18 protein-coding genes and 1 tRNA gene are annotated in these 15,454 nt (G+C 58.7%); 6 read left to right on the top strand and 13 right to left on the bottom strand.

The genetic code is table 11. The annotated features are described in order from the left end of the window. The first annotated feature begins 3 nt into the window (after positions 1–3). Positions 4–2,631: an FtsK/SpoIIIE domain-containing protein gene (locus tag HMPREF2651_RS10380; RefSeq protein WP_070586056.1), complete on the top strand. Its 2,628-nt coding sequence runs from the start codon at positions 4–6 to the stop codon at positions 2,629–2,631. Between the two features lie 524 nt (positions 2,632–3,155). Here the strand turns inward: HMPREF2651_RS10380 and HMPREF2651_RS10375 are convergent. From HMPREF2651_RS10375 to HMPREF2651_RS10335, 9 genes are all read right to left on the bottom strand, one after another. Further along, complete coding sequence (locus HMPREF2651_RS10375; RefSeq protein WP_049180890.1) at positions 3,156–3,626, bottom strand: OmpH family outer membrane protein; 471 nt, start codon at positions 3,624–3,626, stop codon at positions 3,156–3,158. 67 nt (positions 3,627–3,693) lie between these two features. Then, the gene (locus HMPREF2651_RS10370; protein WP_049180891.1) at positions 3,694–4,044 is read right to left on the bottom strand and encodes a hypothetical protein; all 351 of its coding nucleotides are present in this window, start codon (positions 4,042–4,044) and stop codon (positions 3,694–3,696) included. A 61-nt stretch (positions 4,045–4,105) separates the two neighbouring features. Next, positions 4,106–4,474, bottom strand: coding sequence for a hypothetical protein (locus HMPREF2651_RS10365; RefSeq protein WP_049180892.1), 369 nt, complete (start codon positions 4,472–4,474; stop codon positions 4,106–4,108). Positions 4,475–4,571: 97 nt separating this feature from the next. Continuing rightward, entirely contained in the window at positions 4,572–5,171 is a 600-nt protein-coding gene (locus tag HMPREF2651_RS10360) for a hypothetical protein (RefSeq protein ID WP_049180893.1), read from the bottom strand. After that, positions 5,140–6,078 carry a hypothetical protein gene (locus tag HMPREF2651_RS10355; RefSeq protein WP_049180894.1) on the bottom strand — a complete coding sequence of 313 codons (939 nt, stop codon included), beginning with the start codon at positions 6,076–6,078 and terminating at the stop codon, positions 5,140–5,142. The genes HMPREF2651_RS10360 and HMPREF2651_RS10355 overlap by 32 nt, the downstream gene beginning before the upstream one ends. Positions 6,079–6,151: 73 nt before the next feature. After that, positions 6,152–6,352 (bottom strand): helix-turn-helix domain-containing protein, encoded by a 201-nt coding sequence (locus HMPREF2651_RS10350; protein WP_049180926.1) that lies wholly within the window; start codon positions 6,350–6,352, stop codon positions 6,152–6,154. 736 nt (positions 6,353–7,088) lie between these two features. Continuing rightward, positions 7,089–7,700 carry a helix-turn-helix domain-containing protein gene (locus HMPREF2651_RS10345; protein WP_141746500.1) on the bottom strand — a complete coding sequence of 204 codons (612 nt, stop codon included), beginning with the start codon at positions 7,698–7,700 and terminating at the stop codon, positions 7,089–7,091. A gap of 204 nt (positions 7,701–7,904) precedes the next feature. Continuing rightward, positions 7,905–8,252 carry a hypothetical protein gene (locus HMPREF2651_RS10340; protein WP_049180928.1) on the bottom strand — a complete coding sequence of 116 codons (348 nt, stop codon included), beginning with the start codon at positions 8,250–8,252 and terminating at the stop codon, positions 7,905–7,907. Positions 8,253–8,386: 134 nt separating this feature from the next. Next, positions 8,387–8,614, bottom strand: coding sequence for a hypothetical protein (locus HMPREF2651_RS10335; protein ID WP_049180929.1), 228 nt, complete (start codon positions 8,612–8,614; stop codon positions 8,387–8,389). 81 nt (positions 8,615–8,695) lie between these two features. Here HMPREF2651_RS10335 and HMPREF2651_RS10330 point away from each other — a divergent pair, with 81 nt between their 5' ends. After that, on the top strand, positions 8,696–9,358 hold the full coding sequence (locus HMPREF2651_RS10330; RefSeq protein WP_053088404.1) for a recombinase family protein: 663 nt from the start codon (positions 8,696–8,698) through the stop codon (positions 9,356–9,358). A gap of 142 nt (positions 9,359–9,500) precedes the next feature. Here HMPREF2651_RS10330 and HMPREF2651_RS11000 read toward each other — a convergent pair whose 3' ends face one another. Further along, positions 9,501–9,656: a hypothetical protein gene (locus HMPREF2651_RS11000; RefSeq protein ID WP_153246018.1), complete on the bottom strand. Its 156-nt coding sequence runs from the start codon at positions 9,654–9,656 to the stop codon at positions 9,501–9,503. Then, entirely contained in the window at positions 9,653–10,345 is a 693-nt protein-coding gene (locus HMPREF2651_RS10325; RefSeq protein WP_049180930.1) for a hypothetical protein, read from the bottom strand. Before HMPREF2651_RS10325 ends, HMPREF2651_RS11000 begins: the two co-directional genes overlap by 4 nt. A 74-nt stretch (positions 10,346–10,419) precedes the next feature. On the opposite strand from HMPREF2651_RS10325, the gene xerC reads away from it, so the two are divergent. Further along, positions 10,420–11,586, top strand: coding sequence for a site-specific integrase (gene xerC / locus HMPREF2651_RS10320; protein ID WP_070586054.1), 1,167 nt, complete (start codon positions 10,420–10,422; stop codon positions 11,584–11,586). A gap of 25 nt (positions 11,587–11,611) precedes the next feature. On the opposite strand, the gene HMPREF2651_RS10315 is transcribed toward xerC, so the two are convergent. Further along, a tRNA-Thr gene (locus HMPREF2651_RS10315) sits at positions 11,612–11,684 on the bottom strand. Between the two features lie 360 nt (positions 11,685–12,044). Here HMPREF2651_RS10315 and HMPREF2651_RS10310 point away from each other — a divergent pair. From HMPREF2651_RS10310 to HMPREF2651_RS10300, 3 genes are all read left to right on the top strand, one after another. After that, a complete protein-coding gene (locus tag HMPREF2651_RS10310) occupies positions 12,045–13,697 on the top strand; it encodes a threonine/serine exporter ThrE (RefSeq protein ID WP_038626570.1) in 1,653 nt (550 codons plus the stop codon). Positions 13,698–13,918: 221 nt separating this feature from the next. Next, complete coding sequence (locus tag HMPREF2651_RS10305; protein WP_038626573.1) at positions 13,919–14,296, top strand: hypothetical protein; 378 nt, start codon at positions 13,919–13,921, stop codon at positions 14,294–14,296. Between the two features lie 14 nt (positions 14,297–14,310). Beyond that, positions 14,311–14,787 carry an META domain-containing protein gene (locus tag HMPREF2651_RS10300; RefSeq protein ID WP_038626574.1) on the top strand — a complete coding sequence of 159 codons (477 nt, stop codon included), beginning with the start codon at positions 14,311–14,313 and terminating at the stop codon, positions 14,785–14,787. Here the strand turns inward: HMPREF2651_RS10300 and HMPREF2651_RS10295 are convergent. Then, on the bottom strand, positions 14,769–15,392 hold the full coding sequence (locus HMPREF2651_RS10295; protein ID WP_038626576.1) for a flavin reductase family protein: 624 nt from the start codon (positions 15,390–15,392) through the stop codon (positions 14,769–14,771). The two genes, HMPREF2651_RS10300 and HMPREF2651_RS10295, sit on opposite strands and share 19 nt — an antisense overlap. Between the last annotated feature and the right edge of the window lie 62 nt (positions 15,393–15,454).

Below are 15,454 nucleotides of genomic sequence, written 5' to 3'. Positions count from 1 at the left end.
GACGTGCCCGATTTTTTTGACCGATTCCAAGAATCACAACAAGAGACAGAGTTTGCTGTCCCCGACACTGCAGAAGATCTCCTAAGGGTGACCTCCGAGGTCGGCGGCGAGGCACAGTCAGAGGAGGGGCTCGTAGAGCGGTTCGTGTCCGACCTCGCCCGTGCTCGCGCCGCTGTAGGTGCCCTCGACGTGCCCGCTGACGGCGGTGCTTTCGTGCGGTCGCCTGGCGCTGGTCTAGTGCCAGAAAAGGAAGTGCGCGACACGATCGAGCGCCTCGGCGGCCATATCCCCGCTGGAGCCTCCTGGGTCAGTAGCGTGACGCGCCTGGAGGTCACCAGTGAGCACCTGCTGCTGGAGATTGAGGGGCAGGACGGGGCTGCTGCAGGTGCGGCGCTCCGCGCATCAGGCATCCCGAACGTGACCTCCTCTGGGGTCGCAGAGGGGGACTTTGCGGGCGCCCTCGCCTACCGGCAGCTCTCCACCGCAGTACCACAACTCATCGACCTGTACCACGGCACAGAGGCGCACTGGGGCAAAACCTGGCACCGCCTGGGGCTCAGCGAGGTATCTCGCAGGCAGGACAGCAGCGAGACGATCACTATCCCGAATCCCATCGCTTTCCGACTGCTCCCTGACGGCAGGGGATGTATGCTGCTCCGCACCCCTGTCACCAAGCCACTCAAAGCATGGGAGGGGAAACTCGCGGCGATCCGCGCAAAGATGAAAAAGCAGGTGACCCTGGTGGACATCGCCCCGAATGTCGTCGGTCTAGCCTCACCCGCGAAACCCCAGGAGATCACTCCATGGATCCCCACAGCCAGCGAGCAGCTACATGTCAACGCTCCCACACCAGAGGATTTTGTGGCAGGCGCTCTCTCAGCCTACCCACACATGGCGTGGGTGCAGGGACGCGCCGCAGACGGGCAGATCCTCTCTCAGCCCATGGCACGGGTACCACACGCCATGATCGGCGGTGGCACCGGCGCCGGCAAATCAACCTGGGCATCATGGCTCGCAACCTCCTGCGCACTGGCAGGAGCCGATCTCATCATCTGCGACGGCAAGGGCAGCTCCGACTACGTGCCACTGGTGCAGGCGCTCCCCAACGTCGTCATGTACGCGTCATGCGACGCCGAGCACGTTCGCGCCCTCCAGTGGATCCACGCAGAGATGGACTCGCGGTACCGTCGGCAGAAGACCGCAGCGACTCGTGGGGAGACATACGAGCCACGCGCGATCGTGCTGCTTTTCGACGAGTTCGGGGCCTTCGTAGAGGGAATCTCGGACAAATCCCACCCGCAAAACTCTGGGTGGGAGGGCGTACAAGCCCAGCTAACGCAGGTGCTACAGAAAGCGCGCGCGGTCCGAATTCACTGCGTGTTCGTATCCCAGACTCTCTATGCGGGCACATTCCCAGGCAAGATGCGAGGCAACATACAGTGCAGGTTGAGCCTGGGCGTGCCCGAGTCCCACACGCTCCAAATCGTCGCAGGTAATGTCTACGAGGAGGCAAAGAGCCTGAGTGCCCAGATCCCTCGTGGGAAACCTGGTCAGGGCGTGGCGGTCACCACTGGCAGCGACGGCGAAGCCGCAGCCCGCAGAGTCGCAGTCCCATTCGGCTTCGTACCTGGCCGCACAGCCCCCAATCGCGCCACTCGCGACGCGTGGGGCACCCTCCAGCCCGCATACGAGAGCATCCCGGCGCTCACTCCCCGCATCGCGCCGATGTTCGATGCCGAGGTGCAGCCCGCAGGACGCAAAAAAGACGATGAGTTGCCCGCCGACTGGCATCTCTACACGTGCCAGGAACTCAGCCAGTTGCCCTGGGCGCGGGTGGGAGCCACCGATCTCGCTGGGCCGCCTCTCCCCGAGGCTGCACACTACGACAGTCTCAGCGCCGCCTACGGGGGCGATGACACCCCAGACGACAGCACCTACACCACCTACCACTACCCCCCCACACACCACAGGAGGACGCACACCATGCCTAGTCACGACATACACGAAGCACGACTCGCAGCCGACGCTGCACTCATGGCAATACAGGACGCTCGCAAGCTAGCCGACGACGTCCCCTGGCAGACGGTGGCAACGAAGGCCGCCACCGCCGCGCAGTACGCGTGGGAGGCAACTGATCCTCAGCGCGGACAGTGGCGCCGCCGAATCGCCGCTACTCTCCTCGCACGGGGACTCCCACAGCTCACAGTAGGGCTAGCCGCGGGGGTTGGCAGTAAGGGCATCACAGAGTGGTGCCGACAGCCCGCAAAGCCTCGCGCAGAGGGAGTGTACAGGAGCGAAAATGTCGGCCGGGAGAGGGAAGCATCGGGTCGCGATTTTCTTGGTTATTTTCTCCCTGATCTTGAGCAGAAAATCAAGGCGATAGCGACCACGCTGGGAGTTCTCGACGACCGTGGGAACGACGACATTGTGACGCTGACCCGAGTGCTGCATGTCGCGCGCCGGACACCCGAGATGGAGATGACTATATCTGCGATCATTTCGGCTCTACATGTGGGTGGTATGAGCGCTGGCAGCATTGGCTCCTACCTGGAGATGTCGGGGGTGACGGTTCGTGCCCGCGCGGCGGTCCTCGGTCAGCACTACCGGCAGGCGATGGCGGCTACTGCATAAAAAAGAAAGCCCCCTGCGGGGGGCTGACCTTGGGTTTTGCCCCTCCCAGAGGGGTTTTTCGCGTTTTGCAAGTCGGACTTCCTAGGGCTTTACCCACCTCAAAAGTTGAGCTTCCTAGGCGAAAAGTTAGACTTCCTATCCTAAAAGTCCGACTTCCGCTGGGGGAATACATGAACAAAACCACTCCAGGGAGCACTCCAGGGGATCATCCAAGCCCCATTCCATACCGCATTCTAAAAACAACCCCTCCGAATTCCAGTTTTCCAACCCCTCACTTTTCACACACCTCAACCCCAGTGCCCCACCCCCTATCGTCACAGTGACAAATCTGGGTGGTGCGGAGGGGTCTGCACCACCCAGATTCCTACCTAGTGCGTCCTACACCGCACCACCCACACAACCCCCACCCACGCCACACCAGGAGCGACTGGAGAGGGGATTTTTCAGCACCTCCCCACCCCCTCCGCTAGGCATAAAAATAACCCCCACTGGCGATTGCCGGTGGGGGCTAAAAGCAGGGGGGGTTATGCGGCCTCCGAGTGCTCGTCACCCTCCCTGTCCGAGGTGTCGTCGGCATGGTCAGCGCCAGACTGAGAACGGACCTTCACAGGGCGGTGGCTGCTCGGACGATCCAGTCCCATGGCATCGAGGTGCGCATGAGTGAAAACCTTCGTCTCCAGCTCGGTGTCGAGCTGTGCGCGCCACTCGTCCAAGGCGCGGTTGTGCTGGGCTGCGGCAGCGTCCACTGCGGCCTGCGGCTCGGCGAGCGTCTCCGCCTCGGCCACGTTGATCTCTTCACGTAGTGCGGCCATCTCCTGACGCTGGCGCTCACGCAGCTCCGAGATGCGCTCCGCACGGTAGTTCTTGATCTCGTCGCGCTGCGCGTCGAGCTGCTCTCGGGCGTCCTCGTAGGCTTGCGCTGCGGCCTCGTACTGTTCCTGTGCGCGCTGGAGGCGCTGGGCGGACTGCTGCATGGACTCAAAAAGGTTTGTCATGCGATTCTCCTAGTGGAAGATGGGGGGGTTGATGGAGCACCCCCGGTTCGGGAATATAGTCCACATTTTACCACACCTCCACCCCCGTCTGCGGGTGCCTTAGCGCGCTATCGATTACGTCATCCAGGATCTCCGTATCCCAGGAGTTCTTGCGGACACTGAGGAGGTCGAGAAGATCCTCGTCGGAAAGCTCGTCGAGGGAATCCCCGTACTCCTGATACAGGGCCACCACAGGCGCGTAGACAAACGGCATGACCAGTGAGGTTCCGTAGCGGGCCACCAGCCACACGACCTGCTCCCACGAGGTCGCACTGTCGTGGTCAAGATCATCAGACACCGCGGCCTGCACCTGCGGCATCTCGTAGACGCGCTGGACGACGGGCCATTCGGGAGTATCAAACCAAGCGGTAAAAGACATGAGATTTGTTTTCCTTTCTGTGCGCCCCAGAGAGGGGCGCTTGATATATGGGGGTGAGGGGTTATGCCACCTGCCGGCTGCGGCGCGTTTCCCAGCCGCGTCGTGCTGCAGCGGAGCGCCGACGGTGTGCCTCCTCCGCGGCTAGCCGACGGCTGCGAGCACTGGCCGCGCGGGCGAACGCCGCGTGATCCTCGCGGGCGAGTCGGTCGAGCTCCTGCTGACGCCCGTGCGCCCGCCACATGGCCGCGCGGTTTTTGCCTCGGTCGTGGGTGCAGCGCATGAGCGTGAGCGTAGGGCCTGGGACCTCAACCCAGCCAGCAGCGTCGCAGAGCGGGCAGGTAGCGACCGTGGGGTGGTGCTCGCGCTCCCACGCTGCGATGGTCGGTAGCGGGATGGGGTCCGGGCTGGTGGTGTATGATGTAGAGGTCATCTCGAAAAAACCTTTCTATGCGAGATGCAAAAAGTAAATCTTTGGAGAGATTTGCTGGGTGCCGCTACCGGGTCTGAACCACCAGGTAGCGGCATTTTTAGTACTTGCCTTCCTGTAGGCGACTACGTTTCGCTGCCGCATTCGGCCCCATGTACAGGCGCTCTGCACGTCCCGAGGTGTCCACCTCCAGAGTGCCGTCAGCCCGCCATTCCTCTAGCATCGACTTGGCCTGCGCACGCTGACTACCCGTGATGCGTCGGCAAATTTCAGGGATACTACCAGTCTGCAGTTCGTCAAGTGCGTCGAAGATTTTCAGGGCCAGCTGACGCTCGTTCTCTGCGCGCTGTGCGCTGTAGCGGGCGGCATCCAGGCGTGCTTTTTCCTGGATGGTGCGAAGTTTGCCTGCTTCGATTTCCCGTTGGCAGCGTTGGCGCTCCATTACTGACACAGCCATGAGGTGCGCAGCCAGGGCCCAGTCCTCGTTCGTGACGTTGGCGCGGCTGTCGGCTAGAGCAAAAAGGCACGCAAGTTTTAGCTGAATCTGGTATCGGTGCGAATCTAAACCCGGCTTGATACGACGCTCCTGCACCGCAACATCGAATCGATCGATTTCAGCCATGATTTCATCAGCCACAGTCAAATCGAATTTTTCATCGGAACCGAGCTCAGGGATACCCTCGGGTAGCTGAATTTCCATCGGGGTGATGGTGCTGGCGCGGGGGGGTACCAGCGAAATCCACGAGTCCTTGACCTGCGGTGGCTGGTAGCCATACCATCCGTTGCACATGCCCAGTCACAGCGTCAGAGAGGAGACTCTCGGCGTTTTCGGTCTGTACGCCGGCAATCATGCAGCATCGGTACGAATCGTCCTCAACATTGATGAAATTTTCCCGCGACGCAGTGGAGGTGCCGACACGCTCGGCTGACCAAATCGCGCACAAGTTCCCTTTGATACTGTCGCCTCCGCGAGCGGCCATTTTCCCGTCGAGAGCAGTGATTTCTGGGACGTCGAGAATGATCGCTTTTGCCGGCCCCATCTGAGGCTCGTCAGAGGTAGGGTTCCCCTCGTCGTCGGTCTCCTCGATAAGGTCGCGTGAGAGGGCGCGGGCGAGTCCCTCCGCAGTACCTGCGGGGATGCGTGTGCCGTAGAGGGGGCGCATACCCCAGCCCTTAACTTTCGCGACTTTCTTGGCGACGCGCTGGCTTTTACCCTTACCGCCACCACTATCTGCGGTGAGGAGGAAAAACGAATTTAGACTGCCTTCGCCTGGAAAGGTGGCACCTGGGCCGACGGCGCTGGCGACGCTGACGAGGACGCCCGCGAGTACGGCGTAGGGTGAGCAGCGCCAGCCTGCGGCGGTGTGCATGATGTGCTGTAGGAGGGGGCGCGACTCCCAGAACTCGTCGGTGCCGTCTGGCAGCTCCAGGACCTTGGCGGCCTCCTGTGCGCGCTCATACACGATGCGTTGGATCTCGCGCTCTGCGTCCTGGAGATACAGGCAGTCACTCACTATCTCCAGGTCCGCGAGGCTGAGATCGTCGATAGTCAGCCCGTGTGCCGCTAGTAGGCGACTAATCTGACCGTCTGATACAGTAGGGGTCACGGTAAAAAAATCCTTTTGGGGTTGTAGGCTCCTCGACGTGGCAGCGTCGAGGAGTTTTTTTCGTTAGGGGGGGTTATGCCGCGGTGTGCGGCGTTTCGGGCGTCAGCTGGGCCGCGACCTCATCGCTGGAGATGCGGTGCTCGCCGTTGGCGCGAAGTTTTACTGACCGCATTTTTCCTTGGTGGATCCAGCGGCGGACAGTGCCGGGGTGAACGCCGAGGATGTGGGCGACCTCGGCGACGGAGTAGTAGTGGGTAAGACGTTCGGGGGTCACAAGAAGACTCCTTCCATTTGGGGGTGATGCTCTTTACTGTAGCACACTGTGTAACGCTGCTCGCCTGTGTGATATTCCAGGTTTACCCTGGTCGCAGCACCTTTAAACACGCTAAGCGACCCCTGCAATCGCGGTTTTACCAAGCCTTTTACCCAATTAATGCTCGGTTTTAGAGCATTTCAGGTGTTTAAAATTGTTACGGAATTGTTATCAACTATGCGGTACTGTTCACGTGAATCGCGACAATCGCGACAGCGTTTTTTGAATCGCGACGGCAGGTTGTCGCGACTATTTCTGCAGGTCAGCGCACCTTTTTAGCCCAATCGCGACATCGCGACAACTTTTGACCGCACATACCCGTCGCGATGTCGCGGATTCGTCGGAAAAAGTTCCGAGACTCATGGGTGTCGAGGAGGTACAGGCTTCTGACCTGGGGTTTCTCTTTTTCTCTATATACACTATTTATAAGTAAATCCTATATATAATACTAAGAAGTAACTACTTCCAATAAGGAGCACTCCCCCAATATTTGTGACCCACAACACAAAAACTATCCAAAAATAAATCGCGACACTTCCGCGACAGCCTTATCGAGGCAAAGTTGTCGCGTTGTCGCGATTAGCAAAAACACCCACTCTGACCTGGGAAAATAACCGCGACAAATGTTGTCGCGGTTAGGGTTTTCCGTGTCGCGATTGTCGCGATTCGCGACACCTGTCGATTTATAACCGTCAACCTATGAATCTGGGATGTTGCACTGCTCGCGGATGACCGCGGCAAGATCCGAGGCTCCCAGTTCCCCCTCGACTGGCGTGAAAAATGAGTCAGGAATCCCCAACATTTCCAGGATTGCGTAGGCCGGCAGCGGCACCCCAGCCTCTCCCAGGACGATCAGCGCCAGGGCAATGCTGCGATCAAATTCGTCGAGTGACTCCGGGGTAGTGTCAACCCCCTCCGCGACAGCCAGTACGCGTGTCAGCGCCGCCCTGCCCTGCTGGAGATTTGTCAGCCAAAATTGGTTCTCCCTAGACTCCCTCTCTATGCGGGTTTGTGTCAGCAGTGCGTGCTCGGTGGCATCATCCAGGAGGGTAAAAGCCTTGATCGCTCGACGCCCCTCTAGGAGGTCCTTGGGCGACAACCCCAGGACTATCTCCACCGCTTTCATTTCCGGCAGCGTGATCGGTCGAGTGCCGGCCTCGATCCTCCCCACCGCCATGCGTGCCACCGGTTCCCCTATGACCTCCCCCAGGCGCGTTGCGAGCTCCGCCTGGGTTATCTCCCGGCGTTCACGCTCCCTGCGGATGGTCTCTCCGATGCGCCGGTTGAGATTTTGAGCGTCGATGGTCATGGGGTCCAGCGTATCTGGTGCCCTCCTCTGTGGCCAGTGGGTGTGCCAGGAGCGATTCTGGAGCGTTTTAGCGACCTCGCCCTTGTGGTTGCCCAGAGGATCCCCCACAGCGCCCCTGTGGGCGCCCTAACGAGTTTTCGGGGATGTTCGCGGGGTTTTGGGTATAAGAAAACCACCCCAGAGGGGTCTGGGGCGGCTGGGGGGTTACTGTGCGGCTTCGAGCAGTGGAGTGTCCCACTCCTCTGGCTCCTGCCATGGCGACACTCTGATGCTGTGCCGTGCATCGTCGGAGGATCGATCCATCACGCCCTGGCGGGGCGCTGGGATCACTCCAGTGCTGGGAGGGGTCACGCTCCCGTCTGATCTGCGCGTGTCCTCGTAGGTGTAGGTCACCGTAGAGCTGCTTTCCTCTCCGCGTGGGGATGCCTCCGCGGCGTAGGGGGCGGTACCACGCCCCTCACCGCTGTCAGCGTCGTCGCTGTCCGCTCCGCACGCTACGAGGGGGAGCGCCAGTGCCACGGTCACCAGAGCTAGCGCACTAATTTTTTTCATTTTCAATCTCCTTATCTAGGGCTTCAATCGCTGCATCGAGGTGCCACATCGCGGTGCTGCTGAGTAGCACACTCTGGAGGCGCTCACGGCACGCTACGAGCGCCTCTCTCAGCCCCTCTACCGTCTCAGGCTGGTCAGTTTTCATCGCGTTCCCTCTCTCGTCGTTCGAGTTCCAATTCCAGACCCATCGCCTGCTCCATTGCAGTCCGCAGGTCGCCCGCAATTTCAGTCAGTACAGCAATCCTTCGCCTCATTTCCGCGGCATCTGCGCGCAGGTGCGCGTCTGAAAAACTCTCAATCCCCACGGCATTCCCCGCGGTATCGAATACCTGCAGGCCAGGGCTATTTTCTGTTTTGTCCATAGTCCACATTTTACCACATGTCTACCCCTACTATGGGGTACACTGTGAGATAGATACTGGCCGAATTTCAGGAGGTTTGATATGGCAACTGGAGCGTCAAAAACGGACGTTAGTGGTGGGGTCGGGGAGGTTGCGGTTTCCGCAGGTGCCGCACCACCAAAAAAGCCCACCAAAAAGGTGGGCTACGCACGAGTATCTACATCCGACCAAATCGTGGATTTACAGGTGGATGCACTCCGTGCCGCGGGTTGTGATGAGATCATCACAGAGACTGGTTCGGGCTACGCCGTAGGGGCCCGACCACTGCGCGATCAGCTGCTGGAGACTCTCCGGGAGGGCGACACACTCGTGATTTGGCGACTAGATCGCATCGGTCGATCCATGGCCGAGGTCTTGCAAATCGTGGACGGTCTGAACAATCGCGGAGTGAACCTCGTCTCACTGACCGACGGCGTAGACGCGGCCACCCCCACAGGGCGACTACTACTCGGTGTTCTCGTGGCTGCCGCAGAGTACGAGAGAAATTTGATTAGTGAAAGGACTGTCGCAGGCCTACGTGCTGCAAAAAGCCGCGGTAAGCGTCTCGGTCGCCCCAGGGCGCTCACACCCCGCGGTCTAGACGCTGTGCTCCTGATGACCCAATCGGGGCGCACGCGCGAGGAGATTGCCGATGCGCTGGGGGTCGGTACCTCTACTGTGGATCGTGCCCGCAGAAAACTGCGCGCCGAGGGCCGGCTCTCCTAGCTGCTCATTTTTGAGTAGCGGGACTGACCTGCGTGTTTAGCCCCCCTCCTTGCCCTCCCCAGTAGTCGTGTGAGAGGAGTTTTTGTATGCCAAAAACGCTCGAACATGCCATCTTGCAAATCCGAGCGTTTTCATCGGCACGCTAGGCTGCCTTAAATAGCTCCCAGTATGCCTTTACAAGTTCCCATGGAGTGGGTTCCTTCTTAACCTCTTCAATCCTCTTTCGGTTCTGCTCGTATGCTTGCTGAATCTTACGATCCAGGTCATCACGCGGGGATACTGGCGTTGCAGCAGTCATCTTTTTCGCCCCTTTCTTCTCTGTATCCTCATACTACATGTCCGTCCCAGAAACGCGACTGTCCTCGTGGGATTTTCTTGTTTTTCGTCCTCTTTTGCTATCTTTTTCGCCCCCTCATCATCATCTGGGGTGGCAGTATTTTTCGGCTCCGCTTTTTCGTTAAAGCCGCGCATAAGTTCGTTGTAGGCGTTCATAATGTCAGCATCTTCTACATTCACTCGCGAGTTCCAAACCTTGTTTGCTAGGTCAAATGCCGCTTCACGTTTAGAGTCATCAGCGGACTCTAACTTGTCCAATGCCCAGTGAAGCCTGTTGTAGAACGCTGTCCTCTCATCAGATTGTTTACGCTGCTCCATTGAAGCAAGTGCAGTAAGTAATGCGGCCAGCGCGATGATTCCAGAGATGAGACCAGCATTGTCACTGGTTGCACCCATAGCGTCCTTGACCCCCATTCCTTTCCCGTAGCCGAATGCCCACCCGCTCGTAACAAACCAATAACCGAGCAGCCAAAGTAAAGCGATGCCCAGGAAATAGAAGAACGTGGTCTTGACGAACCTAGATACGACCGAAAACATAGGATTGTTCAAGGTGAATCCCCAAGTTCTGCCTTCACTCGAATCATTCGATTCCCTTTTCTTCTCGTCCCGAGATAGTGCGTCATGATTCGCCTCAGTCATGTCGTTAATCATGCATCGAGGCTCTATCTGGAGTCTTCTACCCCCCCGTATTTGTTTCTTTTACAGACTCCCAAGAGCATAGAATCATGCCGAAAACCGAGATAGCGCCAGGAGGCATGGGGCAACCCATCTCAAGGCGGACCACCGCAGGCTGGGAAGTCATCATTCGGTTCCGTTACCTCAATGGAACACGGGCACAGGTAAAACGCCGTAGACGGTTGAAGGCCGAGGCTATTGAAGCGGCCCAGGCAGAGGCCCGCCGCCTCATAGAGGCCGGGCGTGGATACGCTGACGACCACCTCACACGCCGCACCCCCGTACCCCAAGCGGTTGAGATGTACCTCGACTCCGAGATCTCCAACGAGAATACGAAGAGCGTCTATAAGCGTCATCTGCGGAAACACATAGAACCTGAAATGAAAAGTCTGTGCGTCGGGGAGGTCACAACCCCGATGGTGGAAAGATTTTTAACCTCGCGAAGCCAGGGGATCCACCGCTCCTGCAGAGCCATCCTGAGTGGCTGCTGGCGCTGGCTGACACGTCGTGGGGTAGTGCCATACAACGTTGTTGCCGCAACGTCTCCTGCACCTACTGAGCGAATTCTGGAGTACCGATCCTCTACTGCGGAAGAGATCGTAGCGCTTTTGACTGCGGCTCATGCCTACAATCTCCCCTGGATAGCACCCGCACTCCTCGCTTATGCAGGTACAGGGCTTCGCAGGGGAGAAATTGTGAACCTCCGCTGGGACGATTTAGAGGAACGCGATGGGCTGATTTATCTGAACGTGGCGCGGCTGAAAAAACGAGATGAGCGGAATTCTCGCGGGCTCGTCGCGCTCCCCGATTTGCTCGTTGCAGAGCTCCTAGAGTGGAAGAAAAAGAACGGAACGGAGTTCATTTTCCCAGGTCACCCACCCACGCGCCCCATGCGGGGCGAATCGGTAAAAACAGGCTTTGCACGGTTCCTGAAGTGGGCCCGCGACCCTGACGTATCCGGGGATGCAATCTCCCCAGAGGTGCGCTCGGCGCTGCCACAGAGGATTGCTGCGCGAGACTTCCGCCACGCCGTTGCAACAGCCATTACAGATACCCAAAGTTTGTACGACGCCTCACTGCAGCTCGGTCACTCGCGATCTTCTACAACAGAGCGGTACTACGTTCACCGACCGCGCTCCGTTGACCATCGTGCCGCTATCGAGACGCTTCTGGGAAAAAGTACCAATAAAGTACCATCCGACGAAAAAACCAGGTAGGAAATCGCTCCTACCTGGTCATTCGAGCCGGAAACGGGACTCGAACCCGTAACCTACTGATTACAAATCAGTTGCGCTACCAATTGCGCCATCCCGGCAACTTTAAAGCGACCCTTTTGGCGTTAGCCGTCGCTGGCTCGAAAGAATCAGAGTCAACCTGAGAATCGAACTCAGCTGTGCCGCTGACAGGCGATTGTACAGGTTGGCAAGCAGAAGTTAAAAACGACACCACAGGAATACTGCAACCGCACTTCTTGAACACTTTTCTGCACACTAAAAGCCCCGCTCAGATAGGTAAATTCACCCCACCGAAAACGAATTGAGATTCTCCGTCACCGACGGGGTAGTGTGACTATCGCTAAATCACTGGGGCTATGTTGCTGCAACGCCTCTAGAACTCGTCTTTGCAATAGCGCTGCAACGCACCCCAGGCAGTATCGGGGAAAGGAAGTGCCGACATGCCATTCGATGGTGGCAACAAATCCAACGCCGAAGAAAACTCCGCTGCGAAGGACGATGCCTACGATGCCGAAGCCGCTGTCGCTTACCCCGCTGACCCCACTGTCTCTTACGACGACACTCCGCAGACCCAGTTTCCTGCAATCGACAATCAGTCCGCCTTCAAGCAGCGCGTGATTGATTTCGTTTCCGGCCCAACGGCAACTGTCGACCTAGTGCACTCGACCACTACCCCACTGCCGCTGGCACCGATTGATTATTCCGACCCCAGCCAGGTTACGGCCGTACTCGATCTCGCTGCTCGCATCGGAGGACTGCTGCTGGCATGTGGCTCGGGCAACCGCGACACCGAGCTGCAGATTAAGACCGTGACCTCAGCCTATGGCCTCACCCAGATCCAGGTTGACATCACGTTGACCTCGGTGACGGTCTACCACCTCATCGGTGCCCGCCGCACACCAATTACGGCTATGCGCGTAGTCACCGCACCAGTGCCCGACTTCGAGCGCTTGCGCCACACGGACCGTGTCATCCGCCGAATTCGCGCGGGCCATCTGAGCCTGGAGGAGGCTATTGAGGCTATCGACAAGGTCGAGCGTGAGCCCGCAAAATACCGCCTCCGCGTCATCTACGCTGGCTGGGCGTTGCTGGCCTCATCTGTGACAGTGCTACTCGGCTCTGGTTTCGAGGTCGCTCTCATCGCGGCTGCCGTCACACTGGCCATTGTCATTGTGATTGGCGAGCTTGCCGCCCGCGAGTTGCCCACATTCTTCCAAAACGCAGTCGGCGGTCTCATCGCCACACTCTCCGCTGCTGTACTCAATGCAGCACAGGCATACCTTCCCTTTGAAATGCAGCCATCCAGGCTAATTGCCTCGGGAATCATCGTGATGCTCGCCGGCCTAACCCTCGTGCAAGCACTGCAAGACGGCATCACCGGCGCGCCAGTGACTGGCTCAGCGCGCTTCTTCGACACCATGCTGTTGACCGGCGGCATCGTCGCTGGCATCGCGATGGGCATCGAGTTTTCTGGAATGCTGGGCATTCCGCTTCCCGACGTCATCGCGGGCTCCGACCTCAACCTGGCCCAGGCGACAGTGCGGGTGATAGCGGGAACTACCGCCTCAATCGCATTTGCGTTGGCCTCGAATGCTGGGTTCACTGCGTTGGCAGTGTCCGGAACGGTCGCCCTGTTGGGGTCAATGACCTACTACTACGTGTTGACTCCGCTGGGAGTTCATCCGGTGACCAGCGCAGGCGCGGCAGCAACACTGATTGGTCTCATCGGTGGCCTGCTGGCACGACGTTGGTCCATCCCGCCGCTAATTACGGCAGTGGCAGGCGTAACCCCACTGCTTCCGGGTATGACAATCTACCGCGGTATGCACGCACTGCTGCACGACCACCCGACCAAGGGGTTTACGGCGCTGGCCTCAGCGCTGGGCATTGCGACGGCACTAGCTGCGGGCATTGTCCTCGGTGAATGGATGGCGCGCAGGCTCCGTCGCCCTCGCGCACTGCGCGAAGACAGTGGCCTGACCCGTCCAATCCGGGCCGGTATGCGTCGCATCCGTCCTGTGAATCCGCGGAACAAGCCTCGCCGTCCACGCAACTACCGCTTCAAGGGCGGTATGAACCCGCGCGTGGACTAGCCGTACCGTGGGAGCATTGTCCACACCGCGCGACCTATCAACAACGTGGTAGAATTAGGTTTTTGAATTGTAAGTAGCGCTTAAAGCCGAAACTGCGTCATCACAATCCCATTCCTTCTCCGCTGAACTCGGTTGAGCTCAGTGACGGGAGCATATGGCGAGATGGCTGGCAGAAGTAGGTGTATTGGGCGCAATTAAGGCCATGCTTGCCAGGAGGATTCGTGCCACCGAAGGTCACAGACACTCGCACTGCTCAGAACGAGGCTCTTCACAAGGTCGAAGAAAAGACCGCTGCTGGCGCACGGCGAATTGTGGCTACCTTCGCCGAGGACTTTTACGATGCCGTCACTCTGATGTGCATGCTCGGAGTGGAGAAGGAAGGCCTGAGCTTCAAGAAGGTTCACGAGGAGTACGAGAAGGAAAACGCTCCGAAGACCGCAAAGCGCACACGCAAGTCCACTAAGAAGACTGCAAAGAAGTCGGCCAAGAAGGCAGCAAAGAAGACCACTCGTAAGACGGCGAAGAAGGCTACAAAGAAGGCCGCCAAGAAGACGACGAAGAAGGCTGCTAAGAAGAGCACCAAGAAGGCAGCTAACTAACGGGGTCACGCAGCATGGGGCGGAGCGGGAAAAAGGCGGTTGCCACAGTAGCTGTCGTTGCGGCGGTGTCCATGACGGCTACCGCATGCCAGGCAAAGCCGGCAGCGGAGATCGTCGGCAAGCAGTGGCAGATAACCGCGATTTTTGATGACCCAAACCTGCCCCACGGTGTGCCGGACGGAACGCAGGCACCGACTATTACGCTGGGGCAGACAACATATACTTTCGCTGATTCCTGTGGCAACGGCTCTGGTTCGCTGCAGTGGAAGGGCGAGGCGGTCGAATTCGGCGCCCCGGAGCAGACTCGCAGTTTGGACTGCTCAGACCAGGCGCAGACCTATTCGGAGCGCTTCCACAAAATTGTTGCGGGCGAATTCACCTACAAGCAGGACAACAACGGTCTGCGCATGCGAGAGATGAAAGACACCAAGCCAGGCGAGGATCGCCGTGGCTGGACTGCGACAACCTCGGGTTACACCGAGGGGCGCTGACGCCACTTTTGATCAACAGGCGCATCGATGCCGGGGTGAGAAACCCGTGCGTAAGAACCGCGGTGGTAAATGAGCGGATTGATTTCTTCACGCTTGCCGATAGCCACAATATCCGCCGTCACAATCCAGTGATCGCCGCCTTCGTAAACATCGACGACGGTGCAATCAATCCACACGGAGCAGCCGTGCAGTAAAGGGTTGCCCAGCTCAGAGCGGGTCCACTTCCCCGTCTTGAACTTTTCTCCATTACTGCGACCGAAGGCTGCCGAGATATCCTCCTGATCCTCAGCCAACACGTTGACGGAGAAACGTCCAGCGTTCCGTATGTGCGGCCACGACCGCGAGGTCTTCATGACAGTAAACAGAACCATCGGTGGAGTGAGGCTGAGAGAGGAAAAAGACTGGCAGGCAAAACCGTACGCCTCGCCTTCATCCTCGGTGGCGATAATGGTCACGCCAGTGGTGAACTCACTCATCGCGCCACGGATAGACATTTCATCCAATTCGACGGGGCCACCAAGTTCGACATGGTCGTCGCGGGTAGCTTCCGGACTATTGAGAGCCGCAGCTGATCGGTCGGTGCTCGAATTTGTTGAATCTGTCATGTAATAGACCTTAATCTGAATCCGAACACAGTAAAGACGAGGTGGGGTTTACCACCCCAGGA

The sequence above is a fragment of the Corynebacterium sp. HMSC063A05 genome, assembly GCF_001809695.1.
In the GTDB taxonomy this organism is placed as follows: Bacteria; Actinomycetota; Actinomycetes; order Mycobacteriales; family Mycobacteriaceae; genus Corynebacterium; species Corynebacterium amycolatum.
Note: the sequence above shows the minus strand (reverse complement) of the source record. Positions and strands in the feature narration are given on the sequence as shown.

What these genes read in the sequence shown, in the direction of transcription:
- HMPREF2651_RS10375 (WP_049180890.1), bottom strand. Translation starts at nt 3,626, where the DNA reads ATGACAAACCTTTTTGAGTCCATGCAGCAGTCCGCCCAGCGCCTCCAG.
- HMPREF2651_RS10370 (WP_049180891.1), bottom strand. Translation starts at nt 4,044, where the DNA reads ATGTCTTTTACCGCTTGGTTTGATACTCCCGAATGGCCCGTCGTCCAG.
- HMPREF2651_RS10365 (WP_049180892.1), bottom strand. Translation starts at nt 4,474, where the DNA reads ATGACCTCTACATCATACACCACCAGCCCGGACCCCATCCCGCTACCG.
- HMPREF2651_RS10360 (WP_049180893.1), bottom strand. Translation starts at nt 5,171, where the DNA reads ATGGAAATTCAGCTACCCGAGGGTATCCCTGAGCTCGGTTCCGATGAA.
- HMPREF2651_RS10345 (WP_141746500.1), bottom strand. Translation starts at nt 7,700, where the DNA reads ATGACCATCGACGCTCAAAATCTCAACCGGCGCATCGGAGAGACCATC.
- HMPREF2651_RS10340 (WP_049180928.1), bottom strand. Translation starts at nt 8,252, where the DNA reads ATGAAAAAAATTAGTGCGCTAGCTCTGGTGACCGTGGCACTGGCGCTC.
- HMPREF2651_RS10335 (WP_049180929.1), bottom strand. Translation starts at nt 8,614, where the DNA reads ATGGACAAAACAGAAAATAGCCCTGGCCTGCAGGTATTCGATACCGCG.
- HMPREF2651_RS10330 (WP_053088404.1), top strand. Translation starts at nt 8,696, where the DNA reads ATGGCAACTGGAGCGTCAAAAACGGACGTTAGTGGTGGGGTCGGGGAG.
- HMPREF2651_RS11000 (WP_153246018.1), bottom strand. Translation starts at nt 9,656, where the DNA reads ATGACTGCTGCAACGCCAGTATCCCCGCGTGATGACCTGGATCGTAAG.
- HMPREF2651_RS10325 (WP_049180930.1), bottom strand. Translation starts at nt 10,345, where the DNA reads ATGATTAACGACATGACTGAGGCGAATCATGACGCACTATCTCGGGAC.
- xerC (WP_070586054.1), top strand. Translation starts at nt 10,420, where the DNA reads ATGCCGAAAACCGAGATAGCGCCAGGAGGCATGGGGCAACCCATCTCA.
- HMPREF2651_RS10310 (WP_038626570.1), top strand. Translation starts at nt 12,045, where the DNA reads ATGCCATTCGATGGTGGCAACAAATCCAACGCCGAAGAAAACTCCGCT.
- HMPREF2651_RS10300 (WP_038626574.1), top strand. Translation starts at nt 14,311, where the DNA reads ATGGGGCGGAGCGGGAAAAAGGCGGTTGCCACAGTAGCTGTCGTTGCG.
- HMPREF2651_RS10295 (WP_038626576.1), bottom strand. Translation starts at nt 15,392, where the DNA reads ATGACAGATTCAACAAATTCGAGCACCGACCGATCAGCTGCGGCTCTC.